Source organism: Tepidamorphus gemmatus (assembly GCF_004346195.1).
In the GTDB taxonomy this organism is placed as follows: Bacteria; Pseudomonadota; Alphaproteobacteria; order Rhizobiales; family Tepidamorphaceae; genus Tepidamorphus; species Tepidamorphus gemmatus.
The window spans coordinates 314176-335509 of record NZ_SMAK01000001.1; the positions used below are offsets into that span (position 1 = coordinate 314176).

Genomic DNA, 21334 nt, shown 5'->3' on the forward strand with positions numbered 1-21334 from the left:
CTCAGAGCCTCTCGATCTTCTTCCAGCCGAACAGGCCCTGCGGACGGATCAGCACGACGGCGACCATGACCAGGTAGGGCAGGATGCCGGAGGCCGCGCCGTTGGTGTGGGGGTCGAGATAGGTCATGGCGAGCGCCTCGCCGACGCCGATGATGATGCCGGCCAGCGGTGCGCCGCGGATCGACTCGAGCCCGCCCAGCAGGGCGACGGGCAGGGCCTTGAAGCCGATATGGGCGACCTCCAGCGAGACGATGCGGCCGGACAGCAGCACCACCGCGCCGCAGGTCGCGACGATCGCGCCGAGGATCCAGGCGATGGCGATCGCCGCGCGCACCGAGATGCCGAGCGACAGCGCGGTGTTGTGGTCCTCGGCGACCGCCGCGAGCCGGAGGCCGCGTCTGGAACGGGTGAAGAACAGATGCAGGGCCATGGTCAGCGCGACGGTGAACAGGCCGCCGATCATGAGCCGCGTGTTGATCAGGAACGGGCCAAGATTGAAGGCGCCCTCGGGCAGGATGACCGGGAAGGAGCGGGTCTCGGCGGTCCAGATCAGCTGTGCGGTGCCGCGCAGCAGGATCAGCAATGCGATCGAGGCCATGAAGATCGCGAAGGCCGGCTGGCCGATCAGCGGGCGGAAGACGAAGCGCTCGAGTCCGACGCCGAAGGCCACGCAGGCGCCGATGGTCAGGGCGATGGCAACCAGCAGCGGCATCTCGTAGCCGATGGACCTGAGCCCGAGCGTGAAGGTCCACAGGAACAGCGCGCCGAACACCAGCACCTCGCCCTGGGCCAGGTTGATGATGCGGGAGGCGCGGTAGATGACGACGAAGGAGATCGCGACGAGCCCGTAGACCAGGCCGACGAGCGCACCTTCGATGAGGATCTGGATCAGCTTGATCATTGTCCTGCCTCGATGCGGTTGAGCGCCACCTCGGCCTTCAGCAGGCTCGTCGAGCCGTCCTGGTACTTGACCTCAATCTCGGTGGTCAGCGTGTCGTCGCCCCGGTACAGGGCCTCGATCATCGCCGCGTAGCGGGCATGGATGTGCTCGCGGCGCAGCTTGCGGGAACGGGTCAGCTCGGCCTCGTCGGCGTCGAGCTCCTTGGGCAGGTTGGCGAAGGCGGTGACGCGGGCGCCGGGATCGACCAGCGCGTTGACCCGCTCGATCACCCTGGCGACCTCGGCGCGGATGGCCGGCAGCTGGCTCAGCTCGGGGAACGTGCCGAAGGCGAGCCCCTGCATCTCGGCGAAGCGGCCGGCAATCTGGGCGTCGATGTTGACGAGCGCCACGACCCTGTCGCGGGTCTCGTCGCCGATGACGATGGCATCGCGGATCATCGAGGCAGCGCGCAGATGGTTCTCGATGAACTGCGGCGGATAGGTCTGTCCGCCCTTGAGCCGGCGCAGGTCCTTCAGCCGGTCGAGGAAGATCAGTTCGCCAGTCTCGTCGACGCGCACCGCATCGCCCGTCTCGTAGCCCTCCTCCGCCCGGCCCATCGCGCGCGTCGCATCGGCATCGTCGAGATAGCCGGAGAAGGCGAGAACCTTGAGGCGCAGCTGGCCCTTCTCGTCGACCCAGCCCTGCATCGGGCCGGTGATGGTCGGGTCGGAGGGCATGAACGAGCCCATTGTGCCCGGGTTGTTGCTGCCGGGCCTGTGGGTCGAGATCAGGCCGAGTTCGGAGGATCCGTAGAGGTTGCCGAGCGGTACGCCGAAGGCGCGGAAGCGCTCGAACAGTTCGGCCGACAGACCCGATCCGCCCGACAGCACGGCGCGCGCCCGGGTCAGCCCGAGCAGGTCGCGGATGCCCTTGAGCACCAGCTGATCCGCCAGCGGCCAGACGACAAGACGATGGATCGCGCCGCCCTCGCCGCGCATCCGTGCCAGACCCTGGCGGAGACCCCAGTGGTAGAGGCGTCGGCGCCAGGGACCGGCGTCCATCATCCGCGCCTCGACGTCGGAGGCCTGCATCTCCCACTGGCGCGGCGTGAACATGAGGAACTGCGGCCCGATCTCGCGCAGGTCGCGCTGGATCGTCTCGGGCTTCTCGGCAAAGTGGACGACCATGGGTGCGAGCAGCGGCAGGGCAATGCCGAAGAACTGTTCGGCTGCCCAGGCCGGCGAGATATACGAGAGGTAGTTGCCGCCGGGCCGGACATCGAGCGCGCCCATCAGACGGTAGGCGTTGTCGAGCACGAAGGCGTGCGACAGCATTGCCGCCTTGGGTCGCCCGGTGGTGCCCGAGGTGTAGCAGTAGACGGCGACGTCGTCCTGGCGGCCTCGGGCGATCTCGGCATCCACCCAGGCGTCGGACTCATGTTCCGTCCCGGCCTTGCGCAGGTCGCGGTCGGCGATCAGCCGGGGCTCGGCGTAGTCCCAGAGGCCGCGCCCGTCCACGAAGACGATGCGACGGATCGCGGGCGTCGCAGGCAGGCACGCGAGGATCTTGTCGACCTGCTCCTGATCCTCGCCGAGCACCATTGCCGCGCGCGAATGGGCAAGCGCATAGCCGAGCTCGTCCACAGTCGCGTCCGGATAGACCGAGACGGTGATGGCGCCGATCGACTGGGCGGCGAGCTCGTAGATGAACTGCTCCTCGATGTTCTCGGAGATGAAGGCAAGCACCTCGCCGCGCTTCAGGCCGCAGGCGGCAAGGCCGCGCGCGACACCGCGCACCTCGTCATGAACCTGGCGCCAGGTCTTCGAGCGCCAGATACCGGCCCGCTTCGACTTGAGCGCCGCCCGTTCGGGAAAGTCTCGGGCATTGTCGGCGAGAAGCTGCGGCAGGGTGCGGCCCTGCGAGGTGCGGGCGGTCTCGACCGGCTCGGCGCGGATGACATGGAAGCTCATGCGGAGCCTCCGCCGAGATAGGCGGCGATCACGCGCTCATCGGCGCGGATCTCGGCGGGCGTGCCGCAGGCGATAACCTGGCCGAAGTCGATGACGGTGATCCGGTCGGAGATGTCCATCACGACTTCCATGTCGTGCTCGACGAGGACCACCGGGATGCCGAGGCCGTCGCGGATGTCGAGGATGTAGCGGGCCAGATCACCCTTTTCCTCGGCGCTCATGCCGGCCATCGGCTCATCCATGATCAGGATCTTCGGATCGAGCGCCAGCGCCCGGCCGAGATCGACGCGCTTGCGCATCCCGTAGGCCATGTCGCCGACGAGGGCGTGGCGCAGCTCCTCGAGTTCCAGGAACTCGATGATGCGCTCGGCCTTCGCCGCGAAGGCCTCCTCCTCGGCGCGGACCCGGCCCCAGTAGAGAAGGGCGGAAAACAGACCAGTCCGCATGCGTGCGTCATAACCGGTGAGGATGTTCTGGCGCGCGGTCATCGAGGGATAGGTCTGGATGCCCTGGAAGGTGCGCGAGATGCCAAGCGCGGCGCGCTTGTGAGGGACGAGCGCGGATATGTCTTGGCCACAGAAGCGCACCGCGCCGGACTGGGGCCGGTAGAATCCCGACAGGCAGTTGAGCAGGCTCGACTTGCCGGCCCCGTTCGGGCCGATGACAGCGTGGATCTGGCGCGGGGCGACCCTCAGCGAGACGGACTTCAAGGCTTCCACCGCGCCAAAGCGCAGGCAGAGCGCATCCGCCTCCAAGACTGCCGCCGCAGGCTCGTCGCCTGATTGCATGGGCACACTTCCCCCCATACGGCGCGCCCGTGCGGCGCGCCGTCAAAGCCTCTTGTTGTCGTGGGCGGCTACTGGAACGTGACGTCCAGTCCGCATTCGCGCGCGATCAGCAGCGTCTGGATCTGCGAGCTGCCATCGCCGATCGTGCAGATGCGGTTGTCGCGCAGGTATCGCGATACTGGGCAGTCATCCATGAAGCCCCAGCCGCCATGCACCTGGATCGCCAGGTTGGCGACTTCGGAACCGGTCTCGGTGGCATGCAGCTTGGCCATTGACAGCGCCATCAGGTCGTCGCGACCCTGATCGACCAGCCAGGCGGCGCGATAGGTGACGAGCCGGGCGCTCTCCGTCTTGAGCGCCATCCTGGCGATCATGTCCTGGACGAGCTGCAGCCGGCCGATGCTGCCGCCGAAGGCCTGACGTTCCTTTGCATATGCAATGGAATGATCGAGACTGGCCTGGGCGAGGCCGAGCGAGCAGGCTGCGAGAAACAGCCGGGCGGCCTGGTAGCCCTTGTGCAGCACCCAGCGGCCGCCATGTTTCTGGCCGACGATGTCCGCGTCGGTGAGGCGCACATCGTCAAGGAACAGCGGCCGGGTATCGGAGGACTTCCAGCCCATCTTCCGGTACTTCTCGCCGCGCGTGTAGCCGGGAGCGTCGTTGGGGACGAGGAACAGCGTGTACTGCTTGCGCGCCTCCTCCTTCGGGCTCGAGACGCATAGCACGAGGGTGAAGGAGGAGATGTCGGTGCCGGGATTGGTGATGTAGGCCTTCTCGCCCGAGATCGACCACTGGCCCTCGGCGACCTCGGTGGCGCGCGTCTTGAAGCCGGCGGTCCAGCTTCCCGCGTCGGGCTCGGTGCCGGCAATCGAGCAGATCTTCCTGCCCGCGACAATGTCCGGCAGCCATCTGCGCTTCTGCGCCTCGGTTCCGAAGCGGGCGACGGTCAGGCCGGTGGCCATCGACACCATGGCCGAGACCGCAAGCGACTGGTCGGCACGGGCGACCTCCTCGAGGGCGAGCACGGCCTCGAAGACCCCGAGGCCCATGCCGCCCAGCTCCTCGGGGAACGGGATCGACATGACTCCGAGCTCGCCCAGACGCTGGAACAGGTCGGTCGGAAACACACCGTCCCGATCGAGCTGTTCGGCCCTCGGCGCGATCTCGCTCTGGGCGAAATCGCGCACATTGGCCTGCAGCGCCTTCTGGTCGGGGGTCAGGTCGAAATCCATGGACGTCCTCCGGTCGTCAGTCTTTCGGATGCTCGAACGGCACCGTGGTCTTGTGGATCGCGCCGCTGAGCGCGGCGACGGGCTTGGCGGCGAGACCGCGTGTCGCCATCTCGATGAGCGCGTCGGCGACGTCGTCGGCGGTCCAGGGGCCGTCGGGGTGGTACCACTTGGTGACCCAGTGAACGGCGCCAAGCAGCATGAACATCGCCAGCTTCGGATTGACGGGCAGGATGCTGCCGTCGCGGATACCTTCCTCGACGAGGCGACGCATGCGCTTCTCGAAGGCATCACGCAGCGCGATGATGCGCTTGGCGTCGTCGCCAGTCAGCGCGTTCTCCTCGAGGATGAGGACGGGTACGCCCATCGCGCCGATCATCTCGCGCAGGTAGCCCTTCATCCCGATCTGGATCTTCTCGAGGCCCGTCCGGCCTTCCGCCTCGCCGCGGTCCATGCACTCGCGGGCGATCTCCATCGCCTCCTCGTGACAGGCGTAGAGCAGCTCGTTCTTGTTGCGGACGTAGCGGTAGAGGGCGGTCTTGGTAACGCCGAGCCGCTCGGCGACATCGTCGAGCGTCGTGCCGTGGCTGCCGCGCCGGTTGAAGACCCTGGCGGCCTCGCGAATGATCGCCTTGCGCTTGATCTCGAGCTGCTGCTCGCGATCGGGAACGGCGTTCGCCCAACGTGACATTGCTGCCCCTCTCCGGTTCCGTGTCGACTTCGGCTGCCCGAAGGCGACGAACGGCGAACCGTTGTCAATCTTATAGCTAGACACTCACAAAAATGTCCAGTCGTTTTTGTGAATGATGAGTAACTTTCGATAATGAGGATTCGGAAATGCCGCGCGTGCCATACCGGCCAGGCCTGTCCGGGGAGCAGGGGCTGGCGTCGCAGCGGATCGGCCGGCTCGATGCGGGCCGAGCCAGCACCTTCGGCACCGACAAGGGCGGCGATCGCAAGCCGCCCCGCGCCAGAACTGCATGGTTCGCGATCGCGTCGGTCGTGCCGCGGGCGGGCAGGTCACGATGGTCATTCGGACCGTCAGGCGTTGCCGGACAGCTCCCTGCCGCCCTGCCAGAGCCAGATGCCAATCGAGCGGTCACGGCCGCGCAGCCGCGTACGGGGCGCCTTGCGGAATCCAGCCCGGGCGCGCTCGCCGGCGGCTGCGACGCCCGCCTCGATGAGCTGGTCCGAGACGATCGCCGTCGTATCGTGCTTGCGGGTCAGGGCCTGCAAGCGGCTCGCCACATTGACCGTATCGCCGGCAACGTCGACCTCCCGCCGCGATCCGGCCGCGATCAGACCGAACGACACCGGGCCGCAATGGGCGCCGAAGCGAATGTCGAGCGACTCGCCGGCAGCGGGCGAGCGCGCGGTCGCCAGCGTCTCTCGAACGAAGTCCAGGGCCCGCGCCGGGGCGGCCACGTCCCTGCCGGGCGCGCCGAACAGCAGCATTCCGCCGTCGCCGAGCGACTTGACGAGAATGCCGCCATGGCGCTCCGCTGCCTCGGCGAGGAGGGCGAGCGTACGGCTCATCAGGGCGTGCACGGCCTCGGGCGCGGCGGATTGCGCGACCTCGGTGAACCCCTTGAGGTCGGCAAACACGACCGTGCAGATGATTGTCTTTGGACCGGCATGCTGGTCGAGTTCGGCGGCGAGCGCGCTGAGGACCGGTGCAAAGGCGGCCGTCTCGCGAATGCTCGACAATTCCTGCTGGCGCCGACGGCCGGTCGAAGCCATCGACCAGGTGGCAGCGAGCGCCACTGATGGCGCGACGGCGAGGGGCGGGATAGGCAGCGACAGCAGGACGCCGCTGCCGGTGAACAGGGCCTGCACGATGACCAGCCAGCCAGCGGTTGCGATCAGGGCGAGGGCGATGCCGGCGACGAGACCGCTCGCCAGCACGAGCCAGGACGACAGCCATGCGAGCAGAAAGGCGGCTGCAAACGAGGCGGCGACCGACCAGGCCGGTTGATACAGAACCCGTCCGCTGAGAATGTTGTCTGTAACCGTCGCGAGCAGGTCGGTGCCCGGCAGGGCAACGTCGAATGGACTGCGGAACTGATCCCCAACGCCTGCCGCCGTCACGCTGATGAAGGCGATGCTGTCGCGCAGGATGTTGGTCTGCGACGAACCGTCGAGCAGATCGCGGGCCGCGATGCGCGCAAAGGTGTCGGCTGGCCCGTAATGATTGACGACGAGGCGATCCAGGTCGTCGAGTGGCAGGCGCGTCTCGCCGATGTCGAGGAACGCGCCGAGCCAGAGCACCATGTCCGATCGACGGACGCCGAGAGCCCGCGCCGCGACGACGGCCGGCAGGAAGGGGAAGTAGTGTTCCCCGAACCGGACGGCCATCTCGGCGTGGCTGACGCCGCCGGTCTCGGAGCGGACGACGTTGACATGACCGTATCCCGCCGCATCCAGGAACGGCGCATCGGGCAGGACCACGCCGGAGGGATGTGGTACGCCCGTCCGCAAGCCCCGCCCCTGCCGGACCACGGCGAATGCCGATGCGATGACGGGTGCGGGAAGCTCCGGCGGCGGCGTCGTACCCTCCTGAAACAGAAAGGCGACCGGCAGAAGCACATTGCCTGCTTCGGAGATCGCCCGCGACAGGCTGGCGTCGGCGGCGGGGCTGGTCAGCCGCGAGGCCGGCAGCAGGATGTCAGGCACGATCAGCCGGGCGCCGGCGGCTTTGGCCGACCGGATGATCTCGGCGAGGACGGTCCGGTCGAGGGGAAAGCCCCCCATGGATTCAAGAGTCTTGTCGTCGATGTCGATGAGCACGATCGGCGCGGCGGGCCGCAGCGGTCCGCGAAGCCGAAACTGTGCATCGAGTGCTGTGTCCTCCAGAACGGCGAGAGGGGCATTGGCCGGGACGGTCGCCAGGACCGCGGCCAGCGCCGCCGCGATCGCGAGCGCGGCGGAGGCGAGGCCGGCCCGTATCGGGGTCAATGCCGCGCCTTCATTGCATGTTCGTGCGTTCGTCTATCGAGGCGATGCGGGGCGCACTCCATTTCGTCGGCGCGTCCGGCATGATCAGTACAGCGGAATTGCCGGGTGACGGCTTGATGTCGATGCCTTCGCCTTCGGTGAGTTCGACCGTCATCGCAGCGGATGCCGGCGAGACCGCGACGCGCCCGGCCCAGACGAACACCGCCATCCCGGCCGGGGAGGCCTCGACGAAGAACCGGGTCGAACGCACGGCAGCGACTCCCATGCCGGTGCGGACCTCGAGTCGGCGCGCCTCGGGGCTGGGCGCGGCCAGAACCCGCACGGCACCGCTGACCAGGTCTATGATCCCGGACAGGAAACCGTCCGGGCTTGCCGGAACGAGCTCCGCCATCGACACCGCGGTGTCGGCGGCGAGTGTCACCGTCGAGCCGTCGACGAGCTCGACCAGCACCTTGCCGTCGGCACCGGACCGGATGTTCGCCGCACTGTCAACGGCCTGGCCGACGAACGCGGGCGCGATCGTTCCGGCCTGCACGATCTCCACCTCGCCCTGGACCCGCACGATCGTTCCGACCGTCACCGCAGCCGCAGACGCGCACGATCCCGCCATAAGGCCGGCAGCGACCAGCGATGTTGCGATGGGACGTCGCATCTTCGATCTCCTAGACGTTCCGGCACCAGGGGCCGTCCGAGCCGGTCGCAGCGCAGGCCGCGGCTACGCAGCCGGACAACCACACGCATCATAGGCGCTCCGGATTTCCGTAGCGAGACCGTGCTGTTTCAGTTGCGTTTGCCTGCGTCGCCGCTCAGAACCTCAATCAGCGCGGCGATGTCCGAGTCCGCCAGTCCATAGCGTGCGGTCGCACGATACAGTTCGGCTGCCAGCGAGGACATCGGCAGCACGGCATCGACCTTGCGGCCAGCCTCCAGGACGGCATCGAGATCCTTCAGCATCAGTCGCGAGGAGCCGATCGGTCGCGAGTAGTCGCGGGCCGCCATGCGGGGCGCGAACAGGCGGAACGGTGCGGAATCGGCGAACCCGCCGGCCAGCGCCTCGGTCAGGCAGGTCGCATCGATGCCGGCGGCCTCGGCGAAGGCGATTGCTTCAGCGACGACCGCGATGGTGCAGCCGGAAATGATCTGATTGACGAGCTTGGTCACCTGGCCGGCGCCGACCGGTCCCATATGGGTGAAACGGGCACAAAGCGGCGCCACCAGCGGGCGAACGGCCTCCACATCTGCCGCAACGCCGCCTGCCATGATCGTCAGGGTTCCCTGCTCGGCTCCGGGGACACCACCGGAAACAGGGGCGTCGATCCAGGCTGCGCGGGTGGCCTCGGCGATGCGGGCGGCGATGATCCGGGTCCGGTCCGGCGAGATCGTGGAGAAATCGACGATCCGCTTCAGCTGTCCGGCCTCCGCCAGGCCCGCCGGACCCAGCACGACGGCCTCCACTGCGTCCGCGTCCGTCAGGCAGAGAAACACCGCATCGGTCTCGCGGGCGGCTGCCATCGGGGTTTCCGCGATCCGGGCGATGTTGCGGAACGGTACCGTCTTCTCGCGGCTGCGGTTCCAGACCACGAGGTCCGTTCCGGCCTCGGCCAGCCGCCGCGCCATCGGCGCACCCATCAGGCCCAGTCCGAGGAAGGCGATCCGGGGTCTCATGCCTCGGGCTCCTCGATCGGCCATTCTGCGGCACCGTCATGGGTGACCGCGCCGAGATGCGCGGAGCCGACCTGGGCGGCATATTTCTGCAGGACGCCACTCAGCTTCACCCTGCGTGGCCTCGGCGACCAGGCGGCGCGTCGGCGCGCGATCTCGGCGTCGTCGACCAGCAGGTCGATGCGGCGCGCCAGCGCATCGATGCGTATGCGGTCGCCGGCCTCGACCAGTGCGAGCACCCCACCGGCCGCGGCCTCGGGACTGACATAGCCGATGCACATGCCGCGCGTCGCGCCCGAGAAGCGTCCATCGGTGACCAGCGCCACCTTCTCGCCCATGCCCTGGCCGTAGATGACGGCGGTCGGACCGAGCATTTCGCGCATGCCGGGACCGCCCTTCGGACCCTCGTTGCGGATGATGATGACATCCCCTTCCGCGTAGGCCCGCCTGCGGATGGCGGCCATGCACTCCTCCTCGCTCTCGAAGACCCGGGCCGGTCCTTCGTGGACAAGGGTCTTCAGACCCGCGACCTTTATCAGCGCACCGTCCGGAGCGAGGTTGCCGCGCAGCACGATCACGCCGCCATTCGGCGAAATCGGGTTGTCGACGGACCGGATCACCTCGCCATCGGGGGGCGGCGCGCCCGCCACCTCCTCGGCCAGCGTGCGGCCGGTGACCGTCATCGCCGTTCCGTCGATCGCGCCGGCGCGGATCAGTTCCTTGACGATGACGGCGACACCGCCGACCGCATGGACGTGCTGGGCGTAGTAGCGGCCGCCCGGCTGCAGGTTGCCGATCAGCGGCGTGCGCTCGAAGACGGCCGCGGCATCGGCCAAGGTGAAACGGATACCGGCTTCATTGGCGATCGCCGGAATGTGCATCGCGGCGTTGGTGGAGCCTCCCGTCGCCGCGACGATCGCGCAGGCATTCTCGAGGCTCGCGCGGGTGATCATGTCGCGCGGCAGCGGGCCGCCATTGGTCAGGATTTCCATTACCAGCCGGCCGGCGCGGCGGTTCAGGCCCCGGCGCGCGGCATCGACGGCGGGCAGCATGGCAGAGCCCATCGGTGCAAGGCCCAGCACCTCGGCGACCATTGCCATGGTGTTGGCGGTGAACTGGCCGGGGCAAGCGCCGACCGTCGGCAATGCCGCGCGCTCCAGCCGGTCGACCTCGTCGCGACCGATCGTCCCGGTCATGGCGCTGCCCACCGCCTCGTAAGCGGTCAGGATCGAGACGTCCTTGCCGTCCAGCGCACCGACCAGTGCGGCGCCGCCGTAGACGAACACCGACGGCACGTTGAGGCGGACCATCGCCATCATCATTGCGGGCAGGTTCTTGTCGCAGCCGCCAAACGCCACGAGCCCGTCATAGGCATGGGCCCGCATGACCAGCTCGACCGAGTCGGCGATCAGTTCGCGCGATACCAGCGAGCATTTCATGCCCTGGTGGTTCATGCTGATGCCGTCGGAAACGGATATGGTCGTGAACGAGCGCGGCGTACCGCCGGCCTCCGAAACACCGGCATGGGCGTCGGCCGCCTGGATGTCCAAATTGCCGACACACGGGGTCGTCTCGCCGAAGGTGGAGACGATGCCGATGAAGGGCCGGGCGATGTCCGCGTCGGAAAGACCCATGCCCCGCATGAAGGCCCGGTGCGGCGCCCTGTCGAGGCCGTCGGTGGTGATGCGCGAGCGCAGTCGGCGCCCGGCTGGCCGGTCTGACGTCATCGCAATCTCCGCTGGCGGACGAGGCGCGATCCGGTGCAGGCGACAGCGCCGAGCATGGCTTCGAAACGGCGGCCCTGCGTCTGCATGTCAGCGACGATCGAGGGCAGGGGAGCAGAACAGTTCGTGCAGGGCGGTGATGATCTTGGCGACCTCCGCGTCGGCAATCCGGTAAAATATCATCCGGCCGTTCCGGCGGGTCGTCACCAGATTGTCGGCGCGCAGGCGTGCGAGCTGCTGGGAGACGGCCGCCTGCGGGAGTGTCAGCATCCGCTCGAGGTCGGAAACGGACCGTTCGCCATCCGCAAGCAGGCACAGGATCAGCAGTCGGGTCTCGTGCGACAGCGCCTTGAGCAACTCGCTCGCCTTGCGCGCCTGGACCGCAAACGCCTGCACTTCCTCAGGCGTCGACGGAAGCCTGATCTCGTCGCCGGTCGCGGCCGCGGGAGTCGATCTGGATACCGGCATGGGCGACTCGGCCAACCTGATGCTATGTCCTGCTCGCGGCTGCAAATTATCCGATCCGGACCTGCGCGCAAGCCACGCCTTCTCATATGCTTAGCGCAACATATGCTTGGCGTGACGTGGCGACGACCGGAACTTGGGCGACGGTGCGCCCGGCGCGCCGGCGGCAAACGCGGCAATTGAGCGGGGCGATCGCGGCCGAATTGCGTCGGGGCGGGAGCGGTTGATCGGGAGAGCCGGCATGGCGGTCGACATTGCAGTGGTCGGTGCGGGGCTCATGGGGCACGGCATCGCCTATCTGTTCGCGCGGGCGGGCCACCGGGTGAGGGTCCACGACAGCTCACCGGCCGTGCTGGCCTCGCTGCCGCACCGTCTCGCCGGCATCGCCGATCTCTTCGGCGATGATGCTGCGGTCTGCGCGCGGATCAGCCCAGGATCCGATCTTGCGGCGACGGTCGCCGGTGCCGGGTTCGTGTTCGAGGCGGTTCCCGAGATCGTCACGCTCAAGCAGGAGCTGTTCGCCGACCTCGAACGCCTGACGGACCGGGACTGCATCCTGTGCTCGAACTCGTCGGCCATTCCGACGGGTACCATCGCGGCGAAGGTGCACGACCGGAGCCGGGTGGTGGGCACGCACTTCTGGAATCCGCCGCATCTCGTGCCCCTCGTCGAAGTCGTGCAATCCGGGCCGGAGACGCTGGCGGCCGTCGAGACGGTCATCGCGCTGCTGAAAGCCGCCGGCAGACATCCGGTGCACGTGCGCCGCGATATTCCCGGCTTCATCGGCAACCGCCTGCAACATGCGCTGAAGCGTGAGGCGATCGCGCTCGTAGCCGCCGGGGTCTGCGACGCCGAGACCCTCGATGATGTCGTCAAGTACGGCTTCGGCAGCCGGCTCGGTGTGCTCGGCCCGATGGAGCAGTCGGATCTGGTCGGGCTCGACCTGACCCGCAACATCCACGAGACGCTGATGCCCGATCTCGACCGCACCGACCGGCCGCACCCCTATCTCATCGAGCAGGTGGAGGCGGGCCGGCTCGGCATGAAGACCGGCGAGGGCTTCCGCAAGTGGACGCCCGAAAGCGCCGAGGCCGTGCACCGACGGCTGCGCGAGGCGCTGATCGCGGGTCTGCGCAAGACGTCGCCGGCGCACGACGACCCCGATCGCTGATGCCGTTTGCCAGGCCGGAAGCCCTTGCTTAGGGCGAGCCCGAGGCTCCGGTTCCGGGCAGATCGCCGTCGCATGACGGGAAGCAGTCCATCCTCAAGGCAGACCCACGTCACTGATCGACTCGTGGGCAGATCGCGCTGCGCGCCGTGCCGTCATGATGCTGATCCGCGTTGGAAGGCCACGGACTCTCCGGAGTTGCACGGCTTGGCACGCGCCTCGCCTCTCCGCTGGTCAACGCTTCTCCGGGCGAGAGAGGGCAGGGATGAGCGGCGCGGCACCCGAGGGTTTCATGCGCCGCTCGGTCTGCAGGGCCGGGTCACCGGCTCGCATCTCACCTCGATGCAGTCGATGGACAGCTTCTGCGCCGCGCACCGTGACCGCTCCCTGTCGCTTCGGAAGGGGGGCACCGTGCCGCACCGGCCATGCACGCATCGGACGACTACTCGATCAACTCCGCATCGTAGGCGGCGAGCGTGAAGCTCATGTCGACGGCGACGGACTTGAGCAGCGCCATCCGCGAATGGCGCGCGGCGCGGAGGCGACCTGCCTCGCAGTCTCTGAGTGCCTCGATGAACAGCGTCAGCAGCCGCATGTAGGAGAGGACGAAATCCGACGGCGAGACGTGATGCTGACGGTGGCGCAGACCGATCAAACGCGCCACCTGCTCGGGGTTGTCCGCCTGCGCGCCACCAAAGACCCGGCTCCAGTGGCGCTTCTGGCTTTCGATGAGGCGGGCGACCTGGGCGTCGGACAGCCTGGGCATGAAGCCGGTCCGGCGGATGTCGGCGTAGAACGTGGCAAGGATCGTGTCCAGCGACGGTTCGATGACCTTCCAGGCGCGGGCCGCCTCCCGGCGATCGGCGTCGCTGATATCGAGAAAGGCCTCCACATCTGGCCGCGATGGCATGTCCATGTCGGTTCGATCCCAGTGCTGTCCGTCGGAGCCGTGACTTCCCGTCAGGCCGCGCGCACGTCCTGAAAGAAGGCTGCCATATGCAGCCCGATCTCGTCGGCGCGCGCGGCGAGGTCGCCAGCAGCCGCATGTGCCGCCGCCGCGCCCTCGCTTCCCTCGCGCGCGGTGTGCGACACACCGGTTATGCCCTCCGACACCTCGTTGGTGCCGGTGGCCGCATCGTGCATGCTGCGCACGATCTCGGCCACGGCACTGCCCTGCTGTTCCATCACGGCGGCGATTGCGGCGGTGATTTCGTCGATGCCGCCGATCGCCCCTGCGATCGAGTCGGTCAGACTCGCGGCCTCATCGGTCGACTGCTGGATGCCGGAGACATGTGCGGCGATCTCCTCGGTCGCGCGAGCGGTCTGCCCGGCAAGCGACTTGACCTCGGCGGCGACGACGGCAAAGCCCCGGCCCGCCTCTCCCGCCCGCGCCGCTTCGATGGTCGCATTGAGGGCGAGCAGATTGGTCTGGGCGGCGATCTGGTTGATGAGGACGACGACGTCGCCGATGCGCTGCGCCGCCTCCTGCAGCCCGCGCATCTGCCGCGAGCCGCGTTCGGCATCGGCGCGGGTCGCGGCGGTGGTGGCGCGCGAGTCAGCCACCCGGCGCGAGATTTCGGCAATCGACGCGGATATCTGCTCCGCTGCAGCGGCAACGGTGCGGACGTTGGTGTTGGCCTCCTCGGCGGCGGCAGACACCGAGCGGGCGAGGCCTGCCGTCCGGTCGCAGCCGGTCTCGATCTGACGGGCAGTCTGCTGCATGCGCTCGGCCGCGTCGCGCATCGCCGCGATCGCCGACTGCATCTTCGTCTCGAAGGACGCAATCGCCGTATCCACGCGCGTCTGCCGCGCCGCCCGTTCGGCCAGCACGGCATCCTGGTAGACCGATATGGCGAAGTCCATGTCGAGCATGACGGCGGTGACGATCGCGCGCGGCAGGTCGGCACGTCGCGCCGGGCGCAGCCAGCTGGTCCGCAGTGCGAGATCGAGCAGGGCGACGAGGACGAAGCAGTAGCCGCCGATGTACCAGCGTGGTTCGAGGCCGATGCGCTGGTGTGCCTGACCGATCGCGCGCACACCGGCGACATAGGTCTCGTCGAACTTTCCCGAGAACAAGCGTTGCCAATGCTCGATCTGCGCCCGCTTCAGGCGGTTCTTCTGCGCCCCTATGAGGGTTGCAATTTCCGGAAAACGGGCAAGGTGGGCGTAGAAATCATCGAGAATGCTCGGCAGCGCCGGTTCGACAACCGGCCAGAATTTCTGCAGGGCGGATCGCACATCATCGTCGAGTCGCAGGAATGCGATGCGACAGGGATCTTCGTGATCTCGCATCGGTCTAGGCTGATTTGAGTCTCGTTGCATTGTGTGCCTCCATCGACAGGATCGAGGCCTCCCCCGCTTGCTTCACGGATATCGAACTTGTTTCGCACCTTTCACGCGAACGAATCGGCGCTTTGGAACTTATAAGTGTAGATTTCCATTATTCGATATCATGCCGAGAATTTTGACGGCAGAGTATTAAACTTTGGATGTGCCATTCGCATCTGCATTGTTAATCCAGATTAACCATAATCAGCCGTGACGCCGATTGCAGCATTCATCGCATTCGGCAAATATGTCGCCAGACACCGTGCGACGGCCAAATGCCTTCGGGGCGTGGGTGAGGCGCGCATGGACAGAGCCCGATCCGGCTCGACTGACACGAGAAACCAGGGAAAGGTGAGGGAAGGCCGAGGCCGTTACCCGGGGGAATTCGTTCCAGCCTGCAGAATCCGAGTGGACCATGCCGACGCGGCACGCCGCGCTGGCTGTCCGTCTGCGGCGTGGTGCCGGGCTTGGAGATCAGCTGAAATGTCGGGGTCCGGAGACGTATCGCCATTGCCACCCTGCAATGCCTGTCCCCTGAGCGAGGTCGGGACGTGCAGGGCACTCCGGGACATCCTGATGGACCGCCGGCGCAGCGGGCCGGGAGCGGTGCCCAAGTCTTACCATCAGGCGCGGGCCAAGCGGATTGTCCTCAGCGCGCGCGAGACCGCGCATGACGTGTATGTGCTGTGCGCGGGCTGGGCGAGCCAGTTCGTCCGACTGGCGGACGGCCGGAGACAGATCGTCGGACTGCTGGCGCCGGGAGACGTGTTTGCCGACAGTGCCGTGTTCGGCATCGTGATCGGCCATGCCATCCAGGCGCTGACCGACGTCGCCTACACCCGCCTCGACGCGCGCGCGCTCAGGCAACGAGTGTCCGAGGAGCCGGAGCTGCTGGCCGTGTTCGCCCGTGCCTGCCTCAAAGAAAAGCAGGAGCGCGAGGCCCTGGTCGTCGATCTCGGCCGCCGCTCGGCAGAGGAGCGGATCGCCCATCTGGTGCTGCGGATCATCGCCCGGCTGGCGTCGCTATCGGTGATCCGCGACGAACGCTATCCCTGGCCGCTGCGCCAGCAGGACGTCGCCGATGCGACCGGACTCACGCCGGTCCATGTCAGCCGGACGCTGGCCGAGCTGCGCAAGGCGGGCATCATCGACATCGCACGTTCGACGCTGACCGTGATCGACCGAGAGAAGCTCGAGAGCATCGGGCGGCTCCGCTGAGGCGCCGCCCCACCTGCCCGGCGTGCCGCAACTCGAGACGTTGCTGCGGCGTCCGTGCGCCCGGCTATTCGCCCGCCGCTTTGCGACGGCTGCGTCCGGTGCCGGTTGCCTTCGACGCGCGGCCGCGACCGGTCTTCGGCGCGGCGGCGGCGTCGCGCTTCTGGCCGAGCCCGATGCTCTTGGCGAGCTGGGAACGGGCTTCGGCATAGGCCGGCGCGACCATCGGATAGTCAGCCGGCAGACCCCACTTCTCGCGATACTGCTGCGGGGTGAGGCCATAGTGGATTGCCAGATGACGCTTCAGCGTCTTGAACTTCTTTCCATCCTCGAGACAGATGATGTAGTCGTTGGTCACCGATTTCTTGATCGGTACGGCGGGAACCAGTGGCTCCGGCGCCGCGACGGGCTTACCGAGGCCGGACAACGCCATGTGCACGTCGCGGATAAGATTTCCGAGATCCGCAGCGGCCACGGTATTGTTGCTCACATAGGCAGCGACGATCTCTGCTGTCCGCTCGACCGCGTCGAGCTTGTCGTTCGTGTCATTCATCCCAAGTACTCCTGCCGGATGGCGCGCGGCCATTCGCCGCCTGTCTAGACCAAAGCGATTGGAAAAATCTACACAACTTCTGCTGAAGTTGCGATTTCGATGATCGTTCAGGCTGCAATAGCGGCAAAAATATGGCTAGACTTGCAGGCGCGCAAAAGTCAGCCAGCAAGCGATGCTCTGACCCGAAGGAAAGCATTCGGCCTGAAGATGCGGGCATCAACCGATCGAAATCTCGATACGGCCAACCCCTTCGATCTCGCCAGTGACCCGGTCGCCCCGCTCGATCGGGCCAACCCCTGCCGGCGTGCCTGTGAAGATGAGATCACCGGGACACAGGGCCATGGCTTGCGAGGCAAGGGAAACGATTTCGGCAACACCCCAGATCATTTCCGACAGATCGGCATCCTGCCGCACCTCGTCCCCGACCGCCAGAGTGATCCTGCCGCGGGAGGGATGGCCGGCTCGTGCGACCGGCCGGATCGGTCCGCAGGGCGCCGACTGGTCGAAACCCTTGCTCCAGTCCCAGGGACGCCTCAGCCTCTTGGCCTCCTCCTGGAGGTCACGACGCGTCAAATCGATTCCCGCGGCGTAGCCGTAGACATGCTCGTGTGCGAGGCCTGCGGGGATGTCGGAGCCGCCGCGGCCGATAGCGACGACAAGCTCGATCTCGTGATGAAGATTCGTCGTCAGGCCGGGATAGGGCACGGTCGCGCCGCTGTCGACGACGCAGTCGGCCGGCTTGAGGAAGAAGAAGGGAGGTTCGCGGTCGGGATCGTTGCCGAGCTCGCGGGCGTGGGCAGCGTAGTTGCGGCCGACGCAGAGGATCCGGCGCACCGGGAACCGTTCACGTGTCCCCTCGACGGCGACGCTCGGGGGGGCGGGGGGCGGAAACACGAAGTCTGTCATCGCTCGGTCATCCAGCGTCATGGCGGGCGGCCCCGACATAGCGGCTCCGGCGGCCCGCGTCACCAGGGCGAGGCACGGTGATCATCCGGGCAGAAGTCCTACCAGCAGCGCCGTCATGATGATCATCACCGTGGCGGCGAATGCGCCGTTCCAGCGTACCCCGACCTCGAAGCTGGAGCGGCCGATCATGGAGGCGGTCATGACGAGGCTCGTGTTCATCGGCGAGGTCAGCACCGTGCAGGCCCAGCCGGTGGCAATGGCAAAGAGGATCGCCTCGCTGGGCAAGCCGGGGATGTGGATGTTCGCCGCGGCGCCAGCCAGGATCGCGGATGTGACCAGCGGATCGAGACCGAGGAACGCCAGCCCGACGACGATCAGCGACAGGAGGCTCGCGAAGACGCCCGGAGGCAGCGCCAGTGTCGCCAGTACGGCCTGCGTCGCCTCGCGCGGCACCAGCGCGACCATCGACACGCCGAGAAAGCCAGAGGCGGCGAAGACGGCGAGTTCGTTGGCATAGTCGGGATAGCGGGCGATGCCTTCGCGACGGATCACCGACGCGCTTGCCGTGACCGGTGCCGGATGCTTCTGCGCCAGATGGGAGCCGATCGCCCAGAGGACCGAATAGACCGGCACGATGACGAGCAGGACGGTCTGGAACGGCCGACCCGTGGCCAGTTCGGCCGCCCAGGTGATCGCTGCCAGCAGCACGACATGCCCGACCACGATGGCGAGCGCGCGCCAGCCGCCGGGTTCCCGCGGTCGCGTGGTCGGCCGCGGCGCGGGCGGGCGCTGCAGCTGGTCGAACAGCCAGCCGAGCGCGATGAACCCGACCGCGCAGGCAAGTCCGATCGGCAGGATGTCCGCCCAGCGGACGTCTGGGAGCAGGGTCAGCAGCAGGTTAAGTGAGATGCCGAGCGGCGACCAGAAGATCACCGCGGCGAAACCGCGCAGCACGGCGGACGTCATGCGCCGCTCGCGCCAGTGCACGATGCGGGCATCGCCGCCAGCAGCTTCGAGCGTGTTGGCGCGCTTGGTCATGTCGATCAGCAGCGCCAGACCGCCGATGTTGAACAGCACGCCGAAGGCGTTGCCGCCGAAGGAGAGCGCCACATAACGTCGGCTGGGCGGCTGATTGACCAGATGCCGGCCGGCGATGGCGATGCTCTGCGACGCCGATGCCGCCGCCCGCAGCAGGCTCAGCATGGCGATCAGTGCCGGCAGGTAGGCGGTTCGGCTGGCCGCGCCCGAATAGATCTCCCAGGCTCTGTCCGCGATCCAGGCCCATGTCGCGACGGCGAGGCAGATGCCGAACAGGACCTTGGCATTCACCATCAGCCGGGGCCAGCACAGCGCGAAGTAGACGCACAGAACCGGGACCGCGGCGAGGGCGGCGACAGGCAGGCCGCCGATCACGTCGGCCAGCACCAGCAGGGTTGCGACGGTCAGGCAGATGGCGGCGGCGCGATCGGCGCGCGGGCGTGGCGTCGGCGCGGCCAGTGGAGCATGTTCGGCGTCCTCCACCTTCAGCGGCGGCACGTCGTTCGGATCCCGGAAAGCTCGCGGCGGGTTCGCCACCGCACCCACAGTCTCCCCCGATGCTTAGCATCACGATGACGTCGTGACATCCGGAACCCCGGCAGGGCTGCCATGCAGGCGCGGCATTGCCGTCAGGGGAGAGAAAGTCGACGCCGAGCAGATCGGCGGTGGCATCGCTCGCATGCTGAACGGGCGCTGCCTCATCGGCGCTGTCCGTTGCCCGAAGCGATCCGGCTCGCCCGGCCGCGCGGCGCGATGGATGCGTCCGGGATCGCTTCCGTCGACGGTGCGGGACCGGCCGGCGACCGCGCGCCCGCACGCCTTCATCTGCGCTTGCACGCGCGGTCCTGTCGCGATCCCGCGACGAAGATCCAGCCATGATGGCCGCGTCGTTGACAATTGTTGCAAATGAAACAGAATCCTCCCGGCACGGCAGAGTTGAACAGGTACCCCGGCCGGCGGCCGCGGCCGCCCGATCATGCCGCCCCGATCGAGCGGTTCCGCTTGTGCCGCCCGAGAGAGCCGCAGGGAGAACGCCATGACGCTTCACTACATGCCCGGCTTCGGCAACGACTTCGAAACCGAGGCGCTGCCGGGCGCGCTGCCGCAGGGCCAGAACTCGCCGCAGCGCTGCGCCTACGGGCTCTATGCCGAGCAGCTGTCCGGCTCGCCGTTCACCGCCCCGCGCGAATCGAACGAGCGCTCCTGGCTGTATCGGATCCGGCCCTCTGTCAAGCACACCGGGCGGTTCGCGCGGATCGACCTGCCATACTGGAAGACGGCGCCGCACATCGTCGATCATGGGCTGCCGCTCGGCCAGCTGCGCTGGGATCCGGTGCCGATCCCCGACGAGCCGCTCACCTTCCTGACCGGAATGCGGACGATCACCACGGCCGGCGACGTCTACACCCAGGTCGGCATGGCGGCACACGTCTACCTGGTCACGGCGCCGATGGTGGACGAGGTGTTCTACAGCGCAGATGGCGAGCTGATGATCGTACCACAGACCGGCCGCCTGTCGCTCTTCACCGAACTCGGTCTGATGGAGATCGGCCCAGGCGATATCGCGGTGGTGCCGCGCGGCATGAAGGTCAAGGTCGCGCCGCTCGGCGGCCCGTCACGGGGCTATGTCTGCGAGAACTACGGCGCCAAGTTCACACTGCCGGGGCGCGGCCCGATCGGCGCCAACTGCCTCGCCAACCCGCGCGACTTCAAGACACCGGTCGCCGCCTTCGAGGATCGTGACACGCCTCATCGGCTGGTGGTGAAGTGGTGCGGGGGCTTCCATGCGACCGAGATCGGCCACTCGCCCCTCGACGTGGTTGCCTGGCACGGCAACTATGCTCCCTACAAGTACGATCTGAGAACATTCTCTCCGGTCGGGGCGATCCTGTTCGACCACCCCGATCCGTCGATCTTCACGGTGCTGACCGCCCCCTCCGGCGAGGAGGGAACGGCGAATGTCGACTTCGTGATCTTTCCCGAGCGGTGGATGGTGGCCGAGCATTCGTTCCGGCCGCCATGGTATCACCTGAACATCATGTCGGAGTTCATGGGTCTGATCTACGGACAGTACGACGCCAAGGAGCGCGGTTTCGTGCCGGGTGGCATGAGCCTGCACAACTGCATGCTGCCGCACGGGCCGGACGCCGACGCCTTCGAGAAGGCGAGCACGGCGGAACTCAAGCCGGTGAAGCTGACCAACACGCTGGCCTTCATGTTCGAGACGCGCTTTCCCCAGCAGCTCACCGAATTTGCCGCGTCGCTGCCGACGCTGCAGGACGATTACCTGGACTGCTGGAAGGGGATCGCGAAGAAGTTCGATGGCACGCCGGGGGTGAAGTAGGGTCTCGGGGGCAGGATCCCCGTCATCGGGGCCGAGCAGGGTGCGCGCCGGGATCGGGATGGCACGACCCTCGTTGTGTCCCGATCCCGGGCCGGCCGCTGGCCCGACG

18 protein-coding genes are annotated in these 21334 nt (G+C 67.5%); 3 read left to right on the top strand and 15 right to left on the bottom strand.

What is annotated here, in order from left to right; all coding sequences use genetic code 11:
- Position 1: 1 nt before the first annotated feature.
- The 10 genes from EDC22_RS01485 to EDC22_RS01530 form a co-directional block, all read right to left on the bottom strand.
- Complete coding sequence (locus EDC22_RS01485) at positions 2-901, bottom strand: branched-chain amino acid ABC transporter permease (RefSeq protein WP_132804825.1); 900 nt, start codon at positions 899-901, stop codon at positions 2-4.
- Positions 898-2850 carry an AMP-dependent synthetase/ligase gene (locus EDC22_RS01490; RefSeq protein ID WP_132804826.1) on the bottom strand — a complete coding sequence of 651 codons (1953 nt, stop codon included), beginning with the start codon at positions 2848-2850 and terminating at the stop codon, positions 898-900. Before EDC22_RS01490 ends, EDC22_RS01485 begins: the two co-directional genes overlap by 4 nt.
- Positions 2847-3638: an ABC transporter ATP-binding protein gene (locus EDC22_RS01495; RefSeq protein WP_132804827.1), complete on the bottom strand. Its 792-nt coding sequence runs from the start codon at positions 3636-3638 to the stop codon at positions 2847-2849. Before EDC22_RS01495 ends, EDC22_RS01490 begins: the two co-directional genes overlap by 4 nt.
- A gap of 68 nt (positions 3639-3706) precedes the next feature.
- On the bottom strand, positions 3707-4870 hold the full coding sequence (locus EDC22_RS01500) for an acyl-CoA dehydrogenase family protein (protein ID WP_132804828.1): 1164 nt from the start codon (positions 4868-4870) through the stop codon (positions 3707-3709).
- A gap of 16 nt (positions 4871-4886) precedes the next feature.
- The gene (locus EDC22_RS01505) at positions 4887-5558 is read right to left on the bottom strand and encodes a TetR/AcrR family transcriptional regulator (protein WP_132804829.1); all 672 of its coding nucleotides are present in this window, start codon (positions 5556-5558) and stop codon (positions 4887-4889) included.
- A gap of 350 nt (positions 5559-5908) precedes the next feature.
- On the bottom strand, positions 5909-7822 hold the full coding sequence (locus EDC22_RS01510; protein WP_132804830.1) for a CHASE2 domain-containing protein: 1914 nt from the start codon (positions 7820-7822) through the stop codon (positions 5909-5911).
- A 10-nt stretch (positions 7823-7832) separates the two neighbouring features.
- Positions 7833-8474, bottom strand: coding sequence for a FecR family protein (locus EDC22_RS01515; RefSeq protein WP_132804831.1), 642 nt, complete (start codon positions 8472-8474; stop codon positions 7833-7835).
- A gap of 128 nt (positions 8475-8602) precedes the next feature.
- Positions 8603-9487 (bottom strand): NAD(P)-dependent oxidoreductase, encoded by an 885-nt coding sequence (locus EDC22_RS01520; RefSeq protein WP_132804832.1) that lies wholly within the window; start codon positions 9485-9487, stop codon positions 8603-8605.
- Entirely contained in the window at positions 9484-11211 is a 1728-nt protein-coding gene (gene ilvD / locus EDC22_RS01525; RefSeq protein WP_132804833.1) for a dihydroxy-acid dehydratase, read from the bottom strand. The genes EDC22_RS01520 and ilvD overlap by 4 nt, the downstream gene beginning before the upstream one ends.
- 87 nt (positions 11212-11298) lie before the next feature.
- Positions 11299-11676, bottom strand: a complete 378-nt coding sequence (locus tag EDC22_RS01530) for an ArsR/SmtB family transcription factor (protein WP_132804834.1) — start codon at positions 11674-11676, stop codon at positions 11299-11301.
- 238 nt (positions 11677-11914) lie between these two features.
- Between EDC22_RS01530 and EDC22_RS01535 the strand changes: the two genes are divergently transcribed.
- Positions 11915-12844, top strand: a complete 930-nt coding sequence (locus tag EDC22_RS01535) for a 3-hydroxyacyl-CoA dehydrogenase family protein (protein WP_132804835.1) — start codon at positions 11915-11917, stop codon at positions 12842-12844.
- 439 nt (positions 12845-13283) lie between these two features.
- Here the strand turns inward: EDC22_RS01535 and EDC22_RS01545 are convergent, their stop codons facing one another.
- Both EDC22_RS01545 and EDC22_RS01550 read right to left on the bottom strand, forming a co-directional pair.
- Positions 13284-13757 carry a protoglobin domain-containing protein gene (locus EDC22_RS01545; RefSeq protein WP_132804837.1) on the bottom strand — a complete coding sequence of 158 codons (474 nt, stop codon included), beginning with the start codon at positions 13755-13757 and terminating at the stop codon, positions 13284-13286.
- Positions 13758-13801: 44 nt separating this feature from the next.
- Complete coding sequence (locus EDC22_RS01550; RefSeq protein WP_165926742.1) at positions 13802-15133, bottom strand: globin-coupled sensor protein; 1332 nt, start codon at positions 15131-15133, stop codon at positions 13802-13804.
- 612 nt (positions 15134-15745) lie between these two features.
- Between EDC22_RS01550 and EDC22_RS01555 the strand changes: the two genes are divergently transcribed.
- On the top strand, positions 15746-16387 hold the full coding sequence (locus EDC22_RS01555) for a Crp/Fnr family transcriptional regulator (protein WP_165926743.1): 642 nt from the start codon (positions 15746-15748) through the stop codon (positions 16385-16387).
- Between the two features lie 64 nt (positions 16388-16451).
- Here EDC22_RS01555 and EDC22_RS01560 read toward each other — a convergent pair whose 3' ends face one another.
- From EDC22_RS01560 to EDC22_RS01570, 3 genes are all read right to left on the bottom strand, one after another.
- Positions 16452-16937 carry a Ros/MucR family transcriptional regulator gene (locus tag EDC22_RS01560; protein ID WP_132805106.1) on the bottom strand — a complete coding sequence of 162 codons (486 nt, stop codon included), beginning with the start codon at positions 16935-16937 and terminating at the stop codon, positions 16452-16454.
- Positions 16938-17153: 216 nt separating this feature from the next.
- The gene (locus tag EDC22_RS01565) at positions 17154-17843 is read right to left on the bottom strand and encodes a fumarylacetoacetate hydrolase family protein (RefSeq protein ID WP_132804840.1); all 690 of its coding nucleotides are present in this window, start codon (positions 17841-17843) and stop codon (positions 17154-17156) included.
- Between the two features lie 81 nt (positions 17844-17924).
- On the bottom strand, positions 17925-19379 hold the full coding sequence (locus tag EDC22_RS01570) for a hypothetical protein (RefSeq protein WP_132804841.1): 1455 nt from the start codon (positions 19377-19379) through the stop codon (positions 17925-17927).
- Between the two features lie 538 nt (positions 19380-19917).
- Here EDC22_RS01570 and hmgA point away from each other — a divergent pair.
- Positions 19918-21225 carry a homogentisate 1,2-dioxygenase gene (gene hmgA / locus EDC22_RS01575; RefSeq protein ID WP_132804842.1) on the top strand — a complete coding sequence of 436 codons (1308 nt, stop codon included), beginning with the start codon at positions 19918-19920 and terminating at the stop codon, positions 21223-21225.
- Positions 21226-21334: the final 109 nt, after the last annotated feature.